Source organism: Oceanirhabdus sp. W0125-5 (assembly GCF_027938815.1).
Lineage (GTDB): Bacteria > Bacillota > Clostridia > Clostridiales > Clostridiaceae > Oceanirhabdus.
The window spans coordinates 2052785-2071247 of sequence record NZ_CP115913.1; the positions used below are offsets into that span (position 1 = coordinate 2052785).

Genomic DNA, 18463 nt, shown 5'->3' on the forward strand with positions numbered 1-18463 from the left:
TAAACATAAAAAGTTTATCTAGGTGTTTATTTATGTTTTAAAATTGTTAATACAAAAATAGTTTGTAATGGTTTAGAATGGAATTAAATATATATTAAAAATAATATAATTAAAAAGAGGTATGATTATGAGTAAAATAAAATTAGCTGTTATAAGTTGTATTATATTCTTGATTATTTTAGGAAGTGGATTATTCATTTTTTAAGAAATAATTCAATATGAAAATGGTATTAAAATTAAATGGAATGGTCTTGAGGGTGTTAGTGATAAAAGATATGATGATAGGTTATTTGAATTTTTGAAAGAGAAAGAGTTGCTATCTAAAAGGTGAAATAATATTTAGGGAGTATAAAAATATGAAACATAATAAAAAGATAATATTGATCTTATTACTAATTACAGTAGGGATATTGATTTATGGATGGGATTTTAATTCAAGAAGTAATAGTTATAAAGGAAACTTTTTCAATTCATCACTAAGTGAGATTAAATTTTATGAAGAATGGAACAAGTTAAAGGGAGAACTTAAAGTATTGAAATCAGATGAGAAGTATTTACTAAAGGATAGAGCTTTAAAATTAGTTATCGTACCAGCTGTGAAAGCTGGAGAGGATGCATATAGAGGAAATATTGAGGTGGAAGTTGTTAGTCTTATAATGTAAAAAGTTAGAGTGAAGACTTATCAGAAATGATAGGTCTTTTTTTAGTTAAATCTATAATTTAACGTAACTAGCAGAAGTCTCCCATCTTCTACAAGTGGGAGATGAATGTGTAAAAATAACTTTCTCCTATTATTTTTGCATTAAAATATAATCAGTAGTTAATAATAGAAATGGGTGATAATAATGAAATTAGATACAAATAATCATTCAGTGTTCTTATTGCATTATGATATTGTATTAGTTATAAAGTATAGAAGAGAAGTAATAAAGAAATATATTCAAAATCAAGGTAAAAAGTGAGGTGAGGGAGTTGTTAAAAGCTTATAAATATAGAATCTATCCTAATTCAGAGCAAAGATTATATTTGGCTAAAACATTTGGTTGTACTAGATTCATATACAATAAAATGTTAGCTGATAGGATAAAATCTTATGAAGAAAACAAAGATCTAGACATAAAAAAAGTGAAATATCCAACTCCTGCACAATATAAAAAAGAATTCCCTTGGTTAAAAGAAGTTGATAGTTTAGCTTTAGCCAATGCCCAATTAAACTTGAATAAAGCTTATAAAAATTTCTTTAGGGATAAATCCGTAGGATTTCCTAAGTTCAAAAGTAAGAAAAGTAATTATCACAGTTACACAACTAATAATCAAAACGGAACTGTATGTATTGAATATGGATATATTAAGATTCCTAAATTGAAATCTATGATTAAAATAAAATTGCATAGACAATTCACTGGATTAATAAAGAGTTGTACTATAACAAAAACACCAAGTAATAAATACTATGTTTCAATATTGGTTGATACTGAAAATATAAAGTTGCCAAAAGTAGAAAATAAAATAGGTGTTGATGTTGGCTTGAAAGAGTTTGCTATATGCTCCAATGGTGATAGATATGACAATCCTAAATGGTTAAGAAAATCAGAAAAAAGACTTAAAAAACTACAAAAGGACTTATCAAGAAAGAAAAAAGGAAGTAATAACAGATATAAAGCTAGATTAAAAGTCGCAAGACTCCATGAGAAGATTACCAATCAAAGAAAAGATTTTTTACACAAGTTATCTACTAAACTAATCTGTGAAAACCAAACAATAGTTATAGAAAACTTAAAAGTAAAGAATATGATGAAGAATGATAAGCTATCAAAGGCAATAGGTGAGGTATCATGGTTTGAGTTTAGAAGAATGTTAGAATATAAGGCAGAATGGAATGACAAAAAGATAGTTATAGCACCATCGAATTATGCTAGTAGTCAATTATGTTCTGAATGTGGTTATAAAAACAAAGAAGTGAAAAACTTAGGGCTCAGAGAGTGGATTTGTCCTAACTGTAATGCGAAGCATGATAGAGATATAAATGCAAGTAAAAATCTACTGAAACTAGCTATATAGTTTTGGTAATAACTAATAAGGTCGGTGCGACCTTGTAAGCTTGGGTAAACTTGCTCCATTGGGAGTATTGACCAAGAAGCCCCCACTTCAATGAAGTAAGTGGAGGGTAGTTCACTAATAGTTCTAGTGTTTATAAAGACTGAATAGTTTATTTAATACTTTTTTGGTTAATAATACATATAAACGATTTTAATTAGTTGAATTATATTTATAAGGAAGGTGTAATGGATGAAATACATATGTTTAAAATGTCAGCTAGAACTAAATGTAAAAAAGGAAGATAATTATTCATGTCCACTATGTAATAGAGTAGTATACTCGATTAATTCTTCTATTGATAATAAAGAAAAAATTATTGAAGAGTTTGGTAAAAAAATTGATCAAGACAAGATAAATAAAATATTAGAAAAAGAAAAGACAATTATACGGAAAATTAAAGATAATACTTCGAAAAATGGAAATGTTTCATTAGTCAAATATGCTGAGTTATTATTTAATCAAATGAAAGATCCTAAGTTGCATATTAAAAATAAGAGGACAGCAGTAGGTGCCTTGATTAATGTGTTTAACTCTGTAGATATTGTTGATGATATAGTGTTAGAAGAAGTGAAAGAAAATAATTTTCTGGATGATTTCATAAATAATTTTCAAGGCTTTCTATTGAATGGTATTGAAGCAAAAGTTAATAAAATAATATTATATAAGTTCGAAGAAGATGATAAAAAGATAACATATAACTATGAAGAAAAAGAAAAACATGTTGAATTAATATTAAATAAAAAAGACATTAAAAGATTTAAACTCAATATAATTAACAATGAATTACCAATGATTGATGAATATTATATAGGTCATCCATATTTTAAGAAAACACTAATAAAGTTCACTAATTATGATTCTATTCTTATGGAAGATATTCTTCAAGAAAGAATAAAAATATTAAGAGCTTTAGGTGCAAAAGAGGTGACCTGTAAAATAAGTGATACAACCAGTGATATTAAAGGAGGTAAAATTAGTTTTAATATCCCATCAAATGCAGTAACAGTAGGAATTGGGGGAAATAAAAGAAATGTAAGTACAAAAAATAAAACAATCTATGAAAAATATGAAAAAGAACATTCTTTTGATGAGAGTGTTATAGAGGATTTAGTATGGTTATTTACAGAAGAAAGTGAATTTAAAGATATTTTCAAAAGTAGAATAGTAAATGGTCTAAGTTCAATTGAATTAACAACTGAAGATAATAGTGAGGATATTTTAAATATTAATGTAAATGGGGAAATTAAGACTAAGGGAGGAGGTAAGTTAGAAGTAAATAATGGTAAAACGATTAATAGAAAAATCAATTTTGAAGTTAATTTTCACGATTTACCAGAGAATATTAGAAATAATAATAAAGAATTCTATGAGAGAATTGAAAAACTATTAGATAAAAGACGTAATGAATTGAAGGATACTAGAGGCGTTATTGGATATTAATGTACTTCCTTATAAACTTCATATAAAAGCATAATAAAAAGGCCTATCAAAAATAGGTCTTTTTATTATGCTTGAAAACTTAAATAAAATCAATTACATAGTTTGATATGTAAAAAAATGGGTATAATTTAAATAAATACATTTACATTTTGGGTTTGGATAATTATTATGCAATAAGTTATTATTTAGAAATAAAGGAGTATATGAGGATGGATTATTCTATTGAGGAGTTCAATAAAGAGAGTGTAAAAATTGGTGCGAGAATTCTGCAACCAGGCATTATGAAGAATTTACTACCTGATTATGAAAATATATATGACCAGATAAAGGAATTCAGGAAACAGGCTGCAATAGTAAGTCAGGAAAATGAAGCAATTAGTAAATCATATATACCTAATTATGAAAGACGGGTACTGAAAGAATCTAGAAATGTTCATTACAACATAATATCAATACTTGGAGGAAGAGGGAAAGGTAAAACATCAACTCTTTTAACTTTAAAATATAATATTTCTATAAATGAAAATCCTTTCATATTAAAAGGAAACATGAGAAGAGATTTTGTTTTGCCATTAATAATACCTGATTACATGGGAGATTATAATGATTCTCTTGGATGGGTAATAAATTGTTTAGAAAATGAAATGGAAGATATGGAGGAAATAGATAAAAATATTAAAAGTTACTATGACCATGATCATCACTTCAATGGGTGTGTAAAGAACAATAAGAGTGAAGTTAGAAAAGCAATAGATGAATTAAAGAAGGCATATGAATATAGACGTGAGTTATATATTAAAAATTTATTTAATTCACAAGTAAGAGGAGATAGTGATTTTATTAGGTATAGAGATAAAATTACTTCAGCAGATATAGAATTAAGAGAAATTTTCAATAAATTTATTGATAGGTTGATTATAGAAAAGAAAAGTTATTTTAAAGGTGGTAAAGATACTGAGACAGAACCTATGATTTTCATATTCTTTGATGATGTTGATATAAGTATTGAGAAATGTTTTGATGTGTTAGACACTGTATTGTGTAAATGTCAATCCCAAAATGCACAAAAATTATAATCTCAAAATGTACAATTATTATAATTATTGATTTTTGATTTTCTTACTTTCCATTACCTCTATCTTTCCTTTTAATCTATAGGATGGTCCAGTGATTTTAACAATACTTGAATGATGAATCAGTCTATCCAATATTGCGTTAGCAAGTGTAATATCTGAAAAAACTTCACCCCATTTACTAAAAGGTTGATTGGTAGTTATAATAGTTGAATTTTTCTCGTATCTCTTATTTATTAATTGAAACAATAGGTTAGCACCTTGTTTATCAATTGGTAGATAACCTATTTCATCAATAATTAATAACTTGTACTTTGCATAGTGTTTTAATTTTGTTTCTAATCTATTCTCCGCATGAGCTTTGTTGAGCTGCATAATTAAATCATGACATGATATAAAATAAGTTAAATGTCTTTTCTTAGCTGCAGCAACACCAAGTGCTACAGCTAAGTGAGTTTTTCCAACCCCTGAAGAACCAAAGAATAGTATGTTTTCTTTATTTTCAATGAACCTTAAACTCTCTAAATCTAATATTTGAGTTTTGTTTATTGAAGGTTGAAAATCGAAATCAAAATCTGACAAAGTTTTTTCAAAAGGAAATGCAGATACAGCTATCTGAATCCTTGAAGCTCTCTCATTTCTAAATTCTAATTCTTTCTCTGTCAATGCTAATAAAGCATCAATAAATGTAAGATCCTTATTAGTTATTTCATCTAAGAAGTTTGGCAGAAAACTTCTAAATTTCTCTAATTTCAGTGTTTCAAGGTTATTAAGTAGTTTGTTATAATTACTCATTTAATCACTCCTCTAAAAAAATATCCATATTCTTTAAGTTTTCTTCAATAAAAAGTTCTACATCATCTTCTGCATAATGGCTCAGAGCATTTGAAAGTAGTATTTCTTTTGCATGATCTTTTTTATAGTGAAAAGTTTTATCGGATATCTTATGACAAGCAACTAAATCTTTAGTATAATAAATATAAAGTTCAGATTCTATTTCTGAAACGGTTAAATAACAACCTATATAACAGGTTGGAACGGAGTATTTTTTACCTTTATATCTAATCATGGATTCATTAGATACCTTATATTCTTTTTCGTGGTGGAAATATGATAGAAGGATATCCATTGTAGGTAACGGGTTTAAATACTCTTTTTCTTTTTCAAATCTTATAAATGGTACCTCGTTCGTTGCTTGTGAAATTTCACTATTAATATCATGATTAAATGATTCTACTATCTTCTCTAAATCTTCAAATGTATTGAATTCTTCATTAAAAGGCGTTAGCCTGTCCACTAGCTTCGCTAGAGTTTCTACTTTACCTTTAGTTTGAGGCCTATATGGTCTACATGTGATTACATCAAACCCAGCATCCATAGAGAAGTATTTGAAATTTTTATTTATGGATACATTTTTAAAAGAAGTAGTATTCCTATCCACTACCGTGGACATATTATCGAAAAGTATTTCTTTAGGTATCCCTTGATAATATCTAAAAGCTTCAAATAAACATTCAAACAGAGTTTTTTGAGTTCTATCCATTGTTAATTTCAAATATTTTAGTCTTGAATATCCTAGAACCATCAAAAATATATTTACTTCAAATACTTCACCTTCCTTATTAATCATTTTTATACTTTCTTTCCAATCTACTTGAGCTTGAAGTCCTGGACTTGTATCAAACCTTATTGTTGCTTTTTTCACCTGTGATTTTCTATGTTTTTTCACAAAACTATTTACTGTTTGGTATCCTCCTGTATAGCCTTTTTTCTGTATAAATTTGAATATAGCCATTGAAGTAGATCCATAGTTATCAGCTTTATCTTTAACTATTTCTTTATAATCATCAAGTTTCCCATTAATAACTCTAGGTTTTCTTGTAGAACTATTTGATTCTGTTAAGTACTTATCGATTGTTCTTCTATCGCAATTAAATCGTCTAGCTAATTCGCTTTTATTCAATAAATCTATCTCCTCTCTTATTAAATTTATTTGATTTGACACATCTTTTCTCATAATATTTCTCCTAACTTTTTTTGAAATATTATACTAAAAAATGTACAAATTTGTGTAGTTTGAGATTATAATTTTTGGCTAATTTGATTATATAATTTACATATTGAAGTTTTTAACCCATCCAAATATAGTTATTTTTATTTCTGGTGATTATTGTGTTTTTCATGAGACTCTAACAATTGAATTTTTAAAAAAGAGTGGATTGATTGAAAAATCATTATTAAATGTTAAGTATTTAAACTATGTAGACAAATCTGCTCTTATTTCTAAACAAGAATTAAGTAGAGAGTATTTAAAAAAGGTTATGCCTACAGCGTATAGATATAAGATGCCTATAATGAATGATGATCAAAAAATAAACTATAAATACTATGAGGATAGTAAAGATTTATTAAGTAAAATGAACATTAAGGAGTTAGTGGAATATAACTTCAATGGATATGGAAAATTAAAGTGGTCAAATCTATTCCTAGACATCTTAGATAGTAAGCCAAGAGGTTTGATAAATGTATATGTTTATTTATATAGAATGGCTAAAAAAATCCAAATAGAAGAAAGTAAAATTGAAAATCAAGAAACAATTAATATAAGAAAAGCTGTATGGAATTTAGTGGAGATAAAGAGGTTCATTGATGTTCTTATAAGCTCAAATGATTTTTTAGCAGAAAATGAAGAGAGTATCAATAGAGTTATATATTTAATACAAACACAAGAGGAGAGTAAGGAAAAAATTATATTAAATTATGATTATCTGTTTTCTTTATATGAAACTTTTTTAAAAGGAAAAAATACGAATAAAAATTTAGTATTAGAAAAGATAATAAATATAAATATCTTAGGGATTTTTATTGAAAAAATCATTATTAGCATTGGTAATACAAATAAGCAATTAGGAATTATTTATACAGATAAAATTTTAAGAAATCCTATCTCTAAGTTTATTAATATGTTTGAACTTAATAAAAGTATAAGAAATAAGCTGATAGAGGAAACTGACGAATTAGATTTTATCTTGAATTTTTATCATAAGTTAAAAGTTGAGATAAGAGCTAATTATGTAAATAGTAACAAGAAAAATAAAAATAAAAATGATGAATAGTATTGTAAAGTGGGGTTTATAGTATGATTGATAAAGATATATATTTTCATTATAAGTACTTTAAAAGTATATATAATAGTATTTTGGAATCTTATAAAGAAAGAGATATGAGTGGTGAATACAGTGAAATTATTGAGCATATGAAAAAAATATATTTTAAAGACAATGAGTGGGTTGAATCAAATGTAGATATTATATTTTTTCATGCTAAGAGTAATAAAGAAAAATGTATTGATAATATAAATTCATTTGAACAAAGGTTAAATGAAAAATTAATTGAGAATGATGAGTTTGAGCTTGAGACAGATAGAATCGATGTAATGAAACAAAATATAAATAAGCAAAATCAAATTAATAGAATGATAATTATAGATTTGATAAATAAAAGCATACAAGAATACAAAAATAGACGTAAGGAAAGTTATGAATTTTTAAGTATTGATATACAAAGTAATATTCCTAGTGAATATAATATACAAAAAATCAGAAGAATGAGCATTGTTGAAGGGTTTAAAGAAATATCTCAAATATATAATTTTGATTTCTATTATAAATATCTTAGAAAGAAAAATGAAGAAAATGATACTGATAAAGGTATAGATTTATTGAGTAGTGAACTAGACGAAAAGATTAGAGAATTAAGAAAATATCAGAAAATTATATGGGGTAGGGAAATAGAACAAAATAGTAAAGGTGAGGATGGAATTACTAGGGATATAGATAGGATAATACAAGAATTAGAAAAAGACATAATGGAATGTAAAGACTCAATGTTGGAGTTGGAAGATAAAATTGATTCTAATATTTTAAAAGAAATCACTAAATCAAAAATTCAAAAGAAAAAGAAAGAGATTCAGATAGATGAGTTTGTTAAAGTAGAATTTAAAAATACTATATATACAAATTATATTCAAACAATAGTAAAAAACAAAATGGAAGAAATCATCCAGCAATATTATTTTGTTAACACAGATGATTTTGTACAAAAATATATAGCTCAATCTTTGAAATATGAAAAAAGCACATATAAAATAGACGAAGGAAAGAGAGATAAAACACTTAAGATCCTTGAGAATAAATTAGAAGAAAATCATGCTATTAATGAATCTATTAATAATTATAAAAGTTATATAAAGAATTATAATAGATTACAATTATTAACTGAAGCTTTTAATTCAGATGTCCTAGAGCAATGGGGAGAAATTAATCTAGAGCTAGATTTTATTCGAAATAAAATAAACCAAAAGAAAGAAGAAATCTTAAATATTTCTGAAGAAATGATTAATATAGAAAATAAATGTAAAAATCAAATAATAAGGAATATGATTAATAAATACAAAGAAAAAGATTTTAAGAAGTATTTTTTTGATAGAAATCTAATTTTTGAAGAATTAAGGTTATTACATGCATTCAATGACTATCAAGATGTTATAAATAATAAACAAGGTCAAAATAGTGATCCCCTTGAATATCACTTAAATCTCATTCATGAAATAATAAATAAGATTATCAATGAATTACTAGAATTCGAGTATGCACATTATCACAGTCAACTTTTAAATAAGACAAGATATATTTTCACAAACTTTGATTTGGAGTTCAGAAAAGAATACGATGGAAATATAAAAAGAATTTTATCAGAACTTGATGATGTAGAGCTTGAAAAAGCACAGCGAAGCTTTGATAATCTTTTGAAGAAAGTTAGAGGAAATGAAAAATTTAATTACAACTATAATCAAGTAAAAGAATACTTAACGGATCTAGAAGAAATTAAAAAAATATTTGATAAATATTTTAATGAAGTTAATAAAGAGAAAGATACATATAGATTTGATAAGATTAAACAAATTACTATAAGTGAGTTTATTAATAATATCTTTCAACTAAAAGTTTTACTAGATTCATATAAGGATATAAGTTGTTCTAAAAGAGAAGTGAATAAAAAAATGAATGAGTATTTTTGGGGTTTAAGAAAAGAACTTAAGAAACATGTTAATGATATTAAAAATAGTGGATTTGAAGGATATATAACAATGAAAGAAAAACAGTATATCAATATTGCAGGTGGTGAAGATGTTTAAATCAAAGATGGATTTAAGAATAAAGCTATTATCTTTGCCTTTTACTGAATTTGAGTTTTATAAAGAGGATAAGTTTGAGATTTTAGCAAGATTAGGTCCAAAAATATACAATAATGATGATGAAAACTATACTGATAAATTTGAAAAAGAGATTCTTCCGGAGATATATAAAATACTACATAGAAATCAAAGAATACTTGAATTAGATCAGGTTGAACTATTAATTAAGAAATACTATCCAGAAAATGAAATTAGAAGAGGTTATTCAGAACATGAAAATATGATGTATGTTTATCTCAAAAGACTTTGTAAGTTAAGTTCTTATTTACTAACTCATAGAGATGGTAAGATTTCATTAAAATATTGGGAGGCTGAAGAGGAAAAAAATTTCTTAGGTCCTTATAAAGGAATATATAAGATAGCTTTTTGGAATTCAATGAACAGGATGATTACTACAGATATTTTAGTAATGGTATATCTAATAAATAATAATATGTTAGAAGAAGAGTATTTAAAGATATTCCCCTCTTTTGTAACTCTAGAAGATGTTCAATTAGAACAGATTTATAGAAAAGGATTGGGAGAAACTCATCTCCATATGAATGCAGGAATAGATTTTCAAGTATCCTGGATAGAGTTAATGTCATTAGACAGAAATAAGAAAGAACAAAATATGCTTTTGTTAGAGCAAGATAAGGTTATAGGAAAAAATTTTGATATTAATATATATGTTAAGGTTATGGCAGTAGTAAGAATACTTCTATCATATTATCTTAGATGCTATTCCGAAAATATTGCTGTAGAAACTCAAAATAGTATGTTTGAATTTTATAATAGAATGTGTATTTTTGAGAAAGGGAAGGAGCAATCACTTTCAGCACGTATTATGAAACTTTTAACTGAAGTTTGTAATGGGAATGAGATAAGTAAGAATTATGAAAGTGAAATAGTTGATATTTATGAAGAGTTAAAATTTGAATTAAATATTTATGAGAATATGGAAACATCATTTTTAAAGTGGAATGAGATTTTATGTAAGAGAGATGTAATTCATAAGGTGTTGAGTTCTAAGGAGAATCTAACGGATTATACAATAGAAAACTTATTTATGTTTAAATCAATTAAATATATTATGGCAGAACCTAAAGATGTGTTTTTTTCAAGGATATTTTCAAAGTATATTATCATTAAAAATGAGGTATTTCAATTAAAAGTTCAAGGAAATTTGATAAAAGGGTTGAAATATTTTTCAGATTATTATGATAGATCAACTAATAATGTTATGGACAGAAAAGAACACATTGGATTAATTCTACATAATCAAATTAAAAATAATCATCTTAAAAAGTTAGAGTTAAGGTGTACTGTAAAAGGAAATCCTCAAAATATATATAGTTTAAGAAATAATACTAAGGATTTTTTAAGGGACTTCTTTGAAGTATATCTTGAGATATTAAAGGATATGGAAAATCAATCAGAAGATATGCACGAACCGCTAATTGGATTAGTTTTTCATTTTATAAAATCACGTGACCCGTTTATATATGAAAAGTGTTGGTTGAATTATAAAAACAGTGATGAAAATTATTTTTTAAATTTTAAAGAACATCAGTGCTGCTATGAAAATCAAATAGAAGTTATCAATGAACTTAGAGAAAAGATAGTTAACTTGGATAAGTATATCATAGGTATTGACTCAGCTAGTATAGAGAATAATACTGATCCTTGGGTTTTTACATCAGTGTATAAAAAAGCAAGGATGAGCAGTGAACGCATACCTATAAATATTAAGAATAATAAAGTCATAAATAACTTAGGATTTACTTTTCATGCAGGGGAAGACTTTAGGCATATTATAACAGGTATTAGAAGAGTTGATGAGGTAATTGAGCATTTTAAATTTCATGCTGGTGATAGGATTGGTCATGGTATTGCTTTAGGAATTTATGGGGAGAAATGGGTTGAAAATAATAGGATAATTATTATTCCTCGAATTGAACACCTTGAGAATATGTTATGGATATGGGGGATTCATAAAGATAATGATTATTTAACAGAGATGGATATGGGATATTTAGAACGAAAAATTCTAGAATGTGCTGAAAAAATATATATAAGGATGGAAGGAATTACTGTATATAATCTTTGGAAAGCATATAGAAAGAAATTTAACGGAGAAAAAATCATTGAGAAATTTAGTGAGAAAGTAGAAGAACAAAAACTTAATGATATTTTTTGTCCATATGCTCACGAGAATAAAACATTGAGTAATCTTGAGTATAGCTATAGAAGAGATATGTGGGATGAAGATAAGTTGCTTTTATCACATCACTGTAAATGTTATCTTGAAAAAATGAATGAGCCTATTGAAATTGAAGTTAAAAAAGAAGAAATTCCAATTATTAAAAATTTACAAAAGATAGTTCTTTCTAAAATAAGTCAAGAAGGAATAGTAATTGAAACAAATCCCACTTCCAATATTGCAATAGGGCAGATTGATAGCATACTGGAACACTATATATTTAATCTCAATCAAAGAGGTTTAAAGAAAGATATAAAAAAAGAGAATGGAATAATTGTAACTATAAATTCTGATGATCCATCTGTTTTTAACACAAATATAAGCAGTGAATTATCCTATATATTTTATTCATTAATTGAAAAGGGGTATGCACGAGAAGATGTGTTGTTTTGGATAGATAGAATTAGAGAGAATGGAATAAGAACTAGTTTTATAAAGGAAGATGAATATGATATCCACAGTAAAATTAAAGAGATTGAGGAGATAATAAGATCCCTGAGAGAATAATACAGTTGTTTTGGAGGGAAGTTTTATGTTTAACAAAGAAATACTAAACAAGAAACAAGAAAGTGAAATTAAGATTTATAGAGATTTGTTAGAGGACATGTATAATGAAAAAGAAATCTCAAAACAAACCCTTGATATAGTTACATATCATCTTAAAGATTATATTCAAAGAGGGGATAGTAATAGGAAAAAATTCAATATAGTAAGCATTGCAGTAATAATAATTACAGCTAGTATTCCATTTATTAATTCTATTGAAGATGCTAAATTAAAATATATAGTAAGTTTTCTAGCAGTTATAAGTAATATATTGGCTTCAATAATGTATTTGAAAAATTATAAGCTCTCATGGATAAGATATAGAACTTTGGCTGAAAAGGTTAAGAAAGAGATTAGATGGTTTATAAACAATGCAAATAAAGTAAATGATGAAGAAAATATTGAATTTATCTTGATGAATAACATCCAAAGTGTAATTGATGATGATGTAGATAATTGGAGTACCTATTTAAAGAAAAAAGATAATGAAGTAATAAATGTAGCAGATAAAAATAACAGTGATGATAATGGATAATCAATCTTATTAAAGGTACCTATATAGAAGAAATTCCTATATAGGTACCTTTTTAAATATATCTAAAAAATAAAAGAAAATACCTCCAACAATATTGGAACTAAAACTACAGTAATTATTCCAGCTATTCCTATAGAAACACCACTCATAGCACCTTCTACTTCACCCATTTCAATTGCTTTTGATGTTCCTACAGCATGAGCTGAAGTGCCTAATCCAATTCCTTTTGCAACTGGATGTGTTATTCTAAGAATTTTAAATATTATTGGTGATATAACAGCACCACATATTCCAGTAAGGATAACTGCCACTACTGTAATCCCAGATATTCCATTAATGGTGTCGCTTAAGGCAATTCCCATAGGTGTTGTTATAGATTTTGGAATAAGAGATAATGTTAGCTTGTCACTTATTCCAGTAGCTTTTGAAAGGAGTATTACTGAGGCAAAGGATGTACATACTCCAATACTTATTCCAACCATTATTGGTATCATGTATTTTTTGAATTCTTTAATTTGTTTATATAGAGGTACTGCTAATATAACAGTTATTGGTGATAAAAAGAACTTTATCATATCCCCACCTGATTCATATTTTTCAAGGGGAATATTAAAAGTAAGCATTATTCCTATTATCATAACCATAGCTACTAATAACGGATTAAACAAAGGAAATTTTGTTTTCTTACTTAATATGATTCCAATTTCAAAACATACAACTGAAATTACTAATCCGAAAATAGGTGTCTCTAATATATTAAACATTTTTTTCATAACCTCAACTTTCTTTTTTACCTATCATAAAATTTACTACAAGTGATGTAACTCCCATAACAATAATTGTGCTCAGTATTATAATTATTGAAAGGGATAACCAATTGGCTTTGAGTATATCCATATAATTTAATAATGCAATTCCAGAGGGTATAAAAAAGAAAGCTATATTATTAAGTAAAAAATCACTAGTTTCCTTAATATGTTCAAGTTTTACTATATTAGTTAGCAGTAAAAAGAATAGAAGTATCATACCAATAATGCTTCCAGGAATTGCAACTATATTTGTTAATAAAGAACTAAAATATTCTCCTACAGCCCATATTATTAATATCAAAGTTAATTGCTTAAAAATCTTCATTCTAGCACCTCCTTGTACAGCCTATCTCATTTTATGCTTTTATTTTATATTAGTCAATTAAACAGTAAAAAAATGTCTGTGTACCAGGTACACAGACATTTTTTTACATTATATCCTCAAGAGTTTGTTCATCAGGATTGAAGTTTATAAGGTTTTTGAAATCTTTTGATAATATTAAAGAGAGCATTCCAACTAAAGTTAACAAGAAACTTGTTGATATTACATATTTTATTGGTATAAACTCTGCTAGAACTCCACCAAAAGCCATAGAGATTGGAGTTAACCCCGTAAGTAAGGTACTCATAAGGGCTGATACTTTTCCTCTCATATTTTGAGGTACTACAATTTGTGTAGTGGCACCTATATAAATATTTATTATTGCTAAACAAAAACCACCAATAAATAATAAACATAACATTAAAATATAAGGCATAAATGGAAATGCAGCCATAACAAATGGAAATATTAAAGCACCTATTGAAAACATAATAAACCGCTTTGAATATGGTACATCTACAGATGAAGAAAAGAGCATTCCTAAAACTGAGCCTATGCTTAAAGCTGACATTGCAAAGCCGTATTTACTAGAACCTAAACTATGAGTTTTTTGGAAAAAAGGAATAAGAAGCACAAATGCCATATTAGCAAAGAAGTTTAATCCACAGGCAGCAGTAACTAGTTTTCTTAAACCTTTAAAATTCCATATGAATTTAAATCCATCTTTAAATTCTCTCCTAAAATTATTTTCTACATTGTCTCTTTCAATTTTAGGAACCTTTATAAACATTTCTGTAAAGGCTGAGAGAATATAAGATACTCCATTAAACAAGAACATAATTGGTGCATGGAGTATATTAAAAAGAATTCCACCTAATGGATTAGCAATCAAACTTGAACCAGTATAAACAATACTTAGTGCTGAATTTGCTTTAACAAGCTTAGATTTAGGTACAATATCAGGTATACTTGAACTTATACTTGGATTAAAAAATGCTGAACATGAACTAATAATGATTCCTGCTGCAAATACCATCCATATTTGTAAGTGGCCTGATAAAGCTGCAGCAGCTACAAATAAAATTGCTACACCTCTTATAAAGTCCATTAATACTATTAGTTTTTTTCTATCCCATCTATCCACTAATACTCCTGCAAATGGAGAAATAACAATTTTAGGAATAGAAGATACAGCCACTAAAGTTCCCATAAGTGCTGTTGAACCTGTTTTTTGCATTATCCAAAAACCTAAAGCTATAGAATAAATTACATCCCCAAAGGCTGAAACAAGTTGTCCCTGCCATAATAGAAAAAAGTTTTTATTCCAGAGTTTTGAAACTTCACTTTGTTTTTGTACGTGAAGTTCATTACATTGAGTACTTTCGGTAATCAATGTTTCTGTTTTTTCCATTGTAATACCCCCTTAAATTTTGTTTCATAAAATACTATATTGAAATTTTTAAAAATGCATATAGGAAAAAAAGTTTTAATTATATTACATAAAGAGATTAAATTGGTAAGCTTTATTGTAAAAGTGTACTATGTGTAACAAAATTTGTCAATAAAGTATATTAAATGTCATGAGAATTGTAAAAAAATCACTGATGCATTTTTGCAATCAATGATTTTTATTTCTGAAGTTTACATTATATCTTGAAGTGTCTGTTCATCAGGATTGAAGTTAATTAGGTTCTTAAAATCCTTTGATAACAATAAAGAAATCATTCCTAATAAAGTAAACATGAAGCTTGTTGATATAACATATTTTATTGGTATAAATTCTGCCAGTACTCCTCCTAGAGCCATAGATATTGGAGTCAAACCCATTACTAAGGTACTCTGAAGGGATGATACTTTTCCTCTCATATTTTGAGGAACCACAATTTGAATAGTGGCACCTATATATACGTTTATTATTGCTATACAGAAACCACCGACAAATAATAAGCCTAACATTAAAATATAAGGTGAAAATGGGAAAGTTCCCATAACAAAAGGAAATGCTAAGGCAAATACTGAATACAAAGCAAAACGCTTTGAATAGGGTACATCTACTGAAGATGAAAAGACCATTCCTAAAATTGATCCTATACTTAGTGCAGACATAGCAAATCCGTATTTACCAGATCCTAATCCTGGTGTTTTTTGGAAGAAAGGAATGAGAAGTACAAGTGCCATAGTGGCAAAAAAGTTTAATCCACATGCTGCTGTAACCAGTTTTCTTAGACCTTTAAAATTCCATATAAATTTAAAGCCATCTTTAAATTCTCTCCAGAAATTATTTTCTACATTTTCCCTTTCTATTTTAGGTACTTTTATAAATAGTTCTGTAAAGGCAGAAAAAATATAAGATATACCATTAACTAAGAACATTATAGGTGCATGGAGTATACTAAAAAGAATTCCTCCTAAAGGATTAGCAATTAAATTTGAACCTGTATAAACAATATTCATTGCTGAGTTTGCTTTAACAAGTTTTGATTTAGGTACAATATCAGGCATGGTTGAACTTATGCTTGGATTAAAAAATGCTGAACAACAGCTAAGTATAATTCCAGCAGCAAAAACCATCCATATCTGTAAACCTCCGAATAAAGCAGTAGCTGCCACGAATAAAATTGCCACACCTCTTATAAAGTCCATTAAGACTATTAATTTTTTTCTATCCCATCTGTCTACTAAAACTCCTGCAAATGGAGAGATAACTATTCTAGGAATAGAAGATACAGCCACTAAGCTACCCATAAGTGCTGTAGAACCAGTTTTTTGCATAATCCAGAAACCTAAAGCAATAGAGTAAATTACATCCCCAAATGCTGAAACAAGTTGTCCTTGCCACAATAGAAAAAAGTTTTTATTCCATAGTTTTGAAACTTCACTTTCTTTTTTTACGTGAAGTTCACTACATTGAGTACTTTCAGCAGTCAATGTTTCAGTCTTTTCCATTATATAACCCCCTTAATATTGTTTTAACATCCACTATTATTAATATTAAAGAAAAAGTATTTTTATTTAATATTATTAGATAAAAATACTAAATTGGTAATGTTTATGAAGGAAGTATATTATATGTATGTTAGGAATGCAATTTAGGGGTTAATATATATTAAGGTATAAATAGATTTTTACTATATATGTACTTCTATAAAAATCTAATATATACTATATATGGATGAAGGTAGCTGAAAAAGATTAAAAATAAGAAGGTGTTTATGGATAATATGAAGTATAAAGAGATTACCTGTGAAAAAGCTTTAAATAAATTAAAAAGACGAGTGCCTTATAGTTGGGATTTAAACATTTATCGTGGTTGTGAACATGGTTGTAAATATTGCTATGCCATGTATTCACATAGATATATGGATTCAAATGATTATTTTCATGATATATACGTAAAAACAAATATTATTGAACAGCTTGAAAGGCAATTAAGTAGTACACGTTGGAAAAAAGAAATTATCAATATAGGTGGTGTTACAGATAGTTATCAACCAGCAGAAGAGCAATATAAATTTATGCCTGAAATTTTGAAACTTCTTATTAAGTACAAAACACCTGCCATTATTTCAACGAAGTCAGATTTAATACTTAGAGATTATGATTTGATTGATAAGTTATCTAGGATAACTTATGTAAATGTTGCTGCAACAATTACAACAATGGATGAAAAGTTAAGAAAACTAATTGAGCCAAAGGGTGCAGTTTCAAATAATAGGTTTGAGATGTTAAAGGCATTTAGAAAGACAAATGCATCAGTAGGATTACACCTTATGCCTATCATTCCATATCTAACGGATAGTTATGAAAATATTGATTCTCTTTTTTCAAGAGCAAGAGAATGTGATGTCCATTATGTTTTACCAGGAGTGCTGTATTTGCGAGGAGAAACAAGAAAAGTATTTTTTAATTTTATAAAAACTCAATTTCCTAATTTGTATAATGACTTATTAGCTCTTTATAAAACTGGAGGAGCAAATAAGGAGTATAAAGACCAATTATATAAAATGGTTAATGAACTAAGAGATAAATATTCTCTTTCAAGTAGCTATACAAAACCAATGAAAGAAAAATTAAGCCAAAGAGAACATAAACAGTTGTCATTTTTTGATTCATAGTGATAAGAGGGGATAATAAAAAAA

Annotated in this window: 15 protein-coding genes and 1 pseudogene; 10 read left to right on the top strand and 6 right to left on the bottom strand. The window is 27.0% G+C overall.

Annotated features, from left to right (window positions below):
* The first annotated feature begins 356 nt into the window (after positions 1-356).
* The 5 genes and pseudogenes from OW730_RS09665 (at position 357) to OW730_RS09685 (ending at position 4616) form a co-directional block, all read left to right on the top strand.
* Positions 357-662, top strand: a complete 306-nt coding sequence (locus OW730_RS09665; RefSeq protein WP_271228819.1) for a hypothetical protein — start codon at positions 357-359, stop codon at positions 660-662.
* Between the two features lie 183 nt (positions 663-845).
* A pseudogene (locus tag OW730_RS09670) lies at positions 846-956 on the top strand (IS200/IS605 family transposase); the annotation flags it as partial.
* A gap of 16 nt (positions 957-972) precedes the next feature.
* Entirely contained in the window at positions 973-2061 is a 1089-nt protein-coding gene (gene tnpB, locus OW730_RS09675) for an IS200/IS605 family element RNA-guided endonuclease TnpB (RefSeq protein ID WP_271229510.1), read from the top strand.
* A gap of 228 nt (positions 2062-2289) precedes the next feature.
* Positions 2290-3540, top strand: coding sequence for a hypothetical protein (locus OW730_RS09680; protein WP_271228820.1), 1251 nt, complete (start codon positions 2290-2292; stop codon positions 3538-3540).
* A 209-nt stretch (positions 3541-3749) separates the two neighbouring features.
* On the top strand, positions 3750-4616 hold the full coding sequence (locus OW730_RS09685) for a hypothetical protein (RefSeq protein ID WP_271228821.1): 867 nt from the start codon (positions 3750-3752) through the stop codon (positions 4614-4616).
* 24 nt (positions 4617-4640) lie between these two features.
* Here the strand turns inward: OW730_RS09685 and istB are convergent, their stop codons facing one another.
* On the bottom strand, positions 4641-5408 hold the full coding sequence (gene istB, locus OW730_RS09690) for an IS21-like element helper ATPase IstB (protein ID WP_271224841.1): 768 nt from the start codon (positions 5406-5408) through the stop codon (positions 4641-4643).
* A gap of 4 nt (positions 5409-5412) precedes the next feature.
* Positions 5413-6630: an IS21 family transposase gene (istA, locus tag OW730_RS09695; protein WP_271224840.1), complete on the bottom strand. Its 1218-nt coding sequence runs from the start codon at positions 6628-6630 to the stop codon at positions 5413-5415.
* A 103-nt stretch (positions 6631-6733) separates the two neighbouring features.
* Between istA and OW730_RS09700 the strand changes: the two genes are divergently transcribed.
* The 4 genes from OW730_RS09700 to OW730_RS09715 are packed head-to-tail and all read left to right on the top strand — an operon-like array spanning position 6734 to position 13193.
* Positions 6734-7729 carry a hypothetical protein gene (locus OW730_RS09700; protein WP_271228822.1) on the top strand — a complete coding sequence of 332 codons (996 nt, stop codon included), beginning with the start codon at positions 6734-6736 and terminating at the stop codon, positions 7727-7729.
* 23 nt (positions 7730-7752) lie between these two features.
* Positions 7753-9810 (top strand): hypothetical protein, encoded by a 2058-nt coding sequence (locus OW730_RS09705; protein ID WP_271228823.1) that lies wholly within the window; start codon positions 7753-7755, stop codon positions 9808-9810.
* Positions 9803-12619, top strand: coding sequence for a hypothetical protein (locus OW730_RS09710; protein WP_271228824.1), 2817 nt, complete (start codon positions 9803-9805; stop codon positions 12617-12619). The genes OW730_RS09705 and OW730_RS09710 overlap by 8 nt, the downstream gene beginning before the upstream one ends.
* 25 nt (positions 12620-12644) lie before the next feature.
* Positions 12645-13193, top strand: coding sequence for a DUF4231 domain-containing protein (locus OW730_RS09715; protein ID WP_271228825.1), 549 nt, complete (start codon positions 12645-12647; stop codon positions 13191-13193).
* A 62-nt stretch (positions 13194-13255) separates the two neighbouring features.
* Here OW730_RS09715 and OW730_RS09720 read toward each other — a convergent pair whose 3' ends face one another.
* From OW730_RS09720 to OW730_RS09735, 4 genes are all read right to left on the bottom strand, one after another.
* On the bottom strand, positions 13256-13957 hold the full coding sequence (locus OW730_RS09720; protein WP_271228826.1) for an LrgB family protein: 702 nt from the start codon (positions 13955-13957) through the stop codon (positions 13256-13258).
* A gap of 13 nt (positions 13958-13970) precedes the next feature.
* Positions 13971-14327 (bottom strand): CidA/LrgA family protein, encoded by a 357-nt coding sequence (locus OW730_RS09725; protein WP_271228827.1) that lies wholly within the window; start codon positions 14325-14327, stop codon positions 13971-13973.
* A gap of 103 nt (positions 14328-14430) precedes the next feature.
* Positions 14431-15735 carry an MFS transporter gene (locus OW730_RS09730; protein ID WP_271228828.1) on the bottom strand — a complete coding sequence of 435 codons (1305 nt, stop codon included), beginning with the start codon at positions 15733-15735 and terminating at the stop codon, positions 14431-14433.
* Positions 15736-15965: 230 nt separating this feature from the next.
* Positions 15966-17270 (bottom strand): MFS transporter, encoded by a 1305-nt coding sequence (locus tag OW730_RS09735; protein ID WP_271228829.1) that lies wholly within the window; start codon positions 17268-17270, stop codon positions 15966-15968.
* A gap of 266 nt (positions 17271-17536) precedes the next feature.
* Between OW730_RS09735 and OW730_RS09740 the strand changes: the two genes are divergently transcribed.
* Complete coding sequence (locus OW730_RS09740) at positions 17537-18439, top strand: SPL family radical SAM protein (protein WP_271228830.1); 903 nt, start codon at positions 17537-17539, stop codon at positions 18437-18439.
* Positions 18440-18463 lie beyond the last annotated feature (24 nt).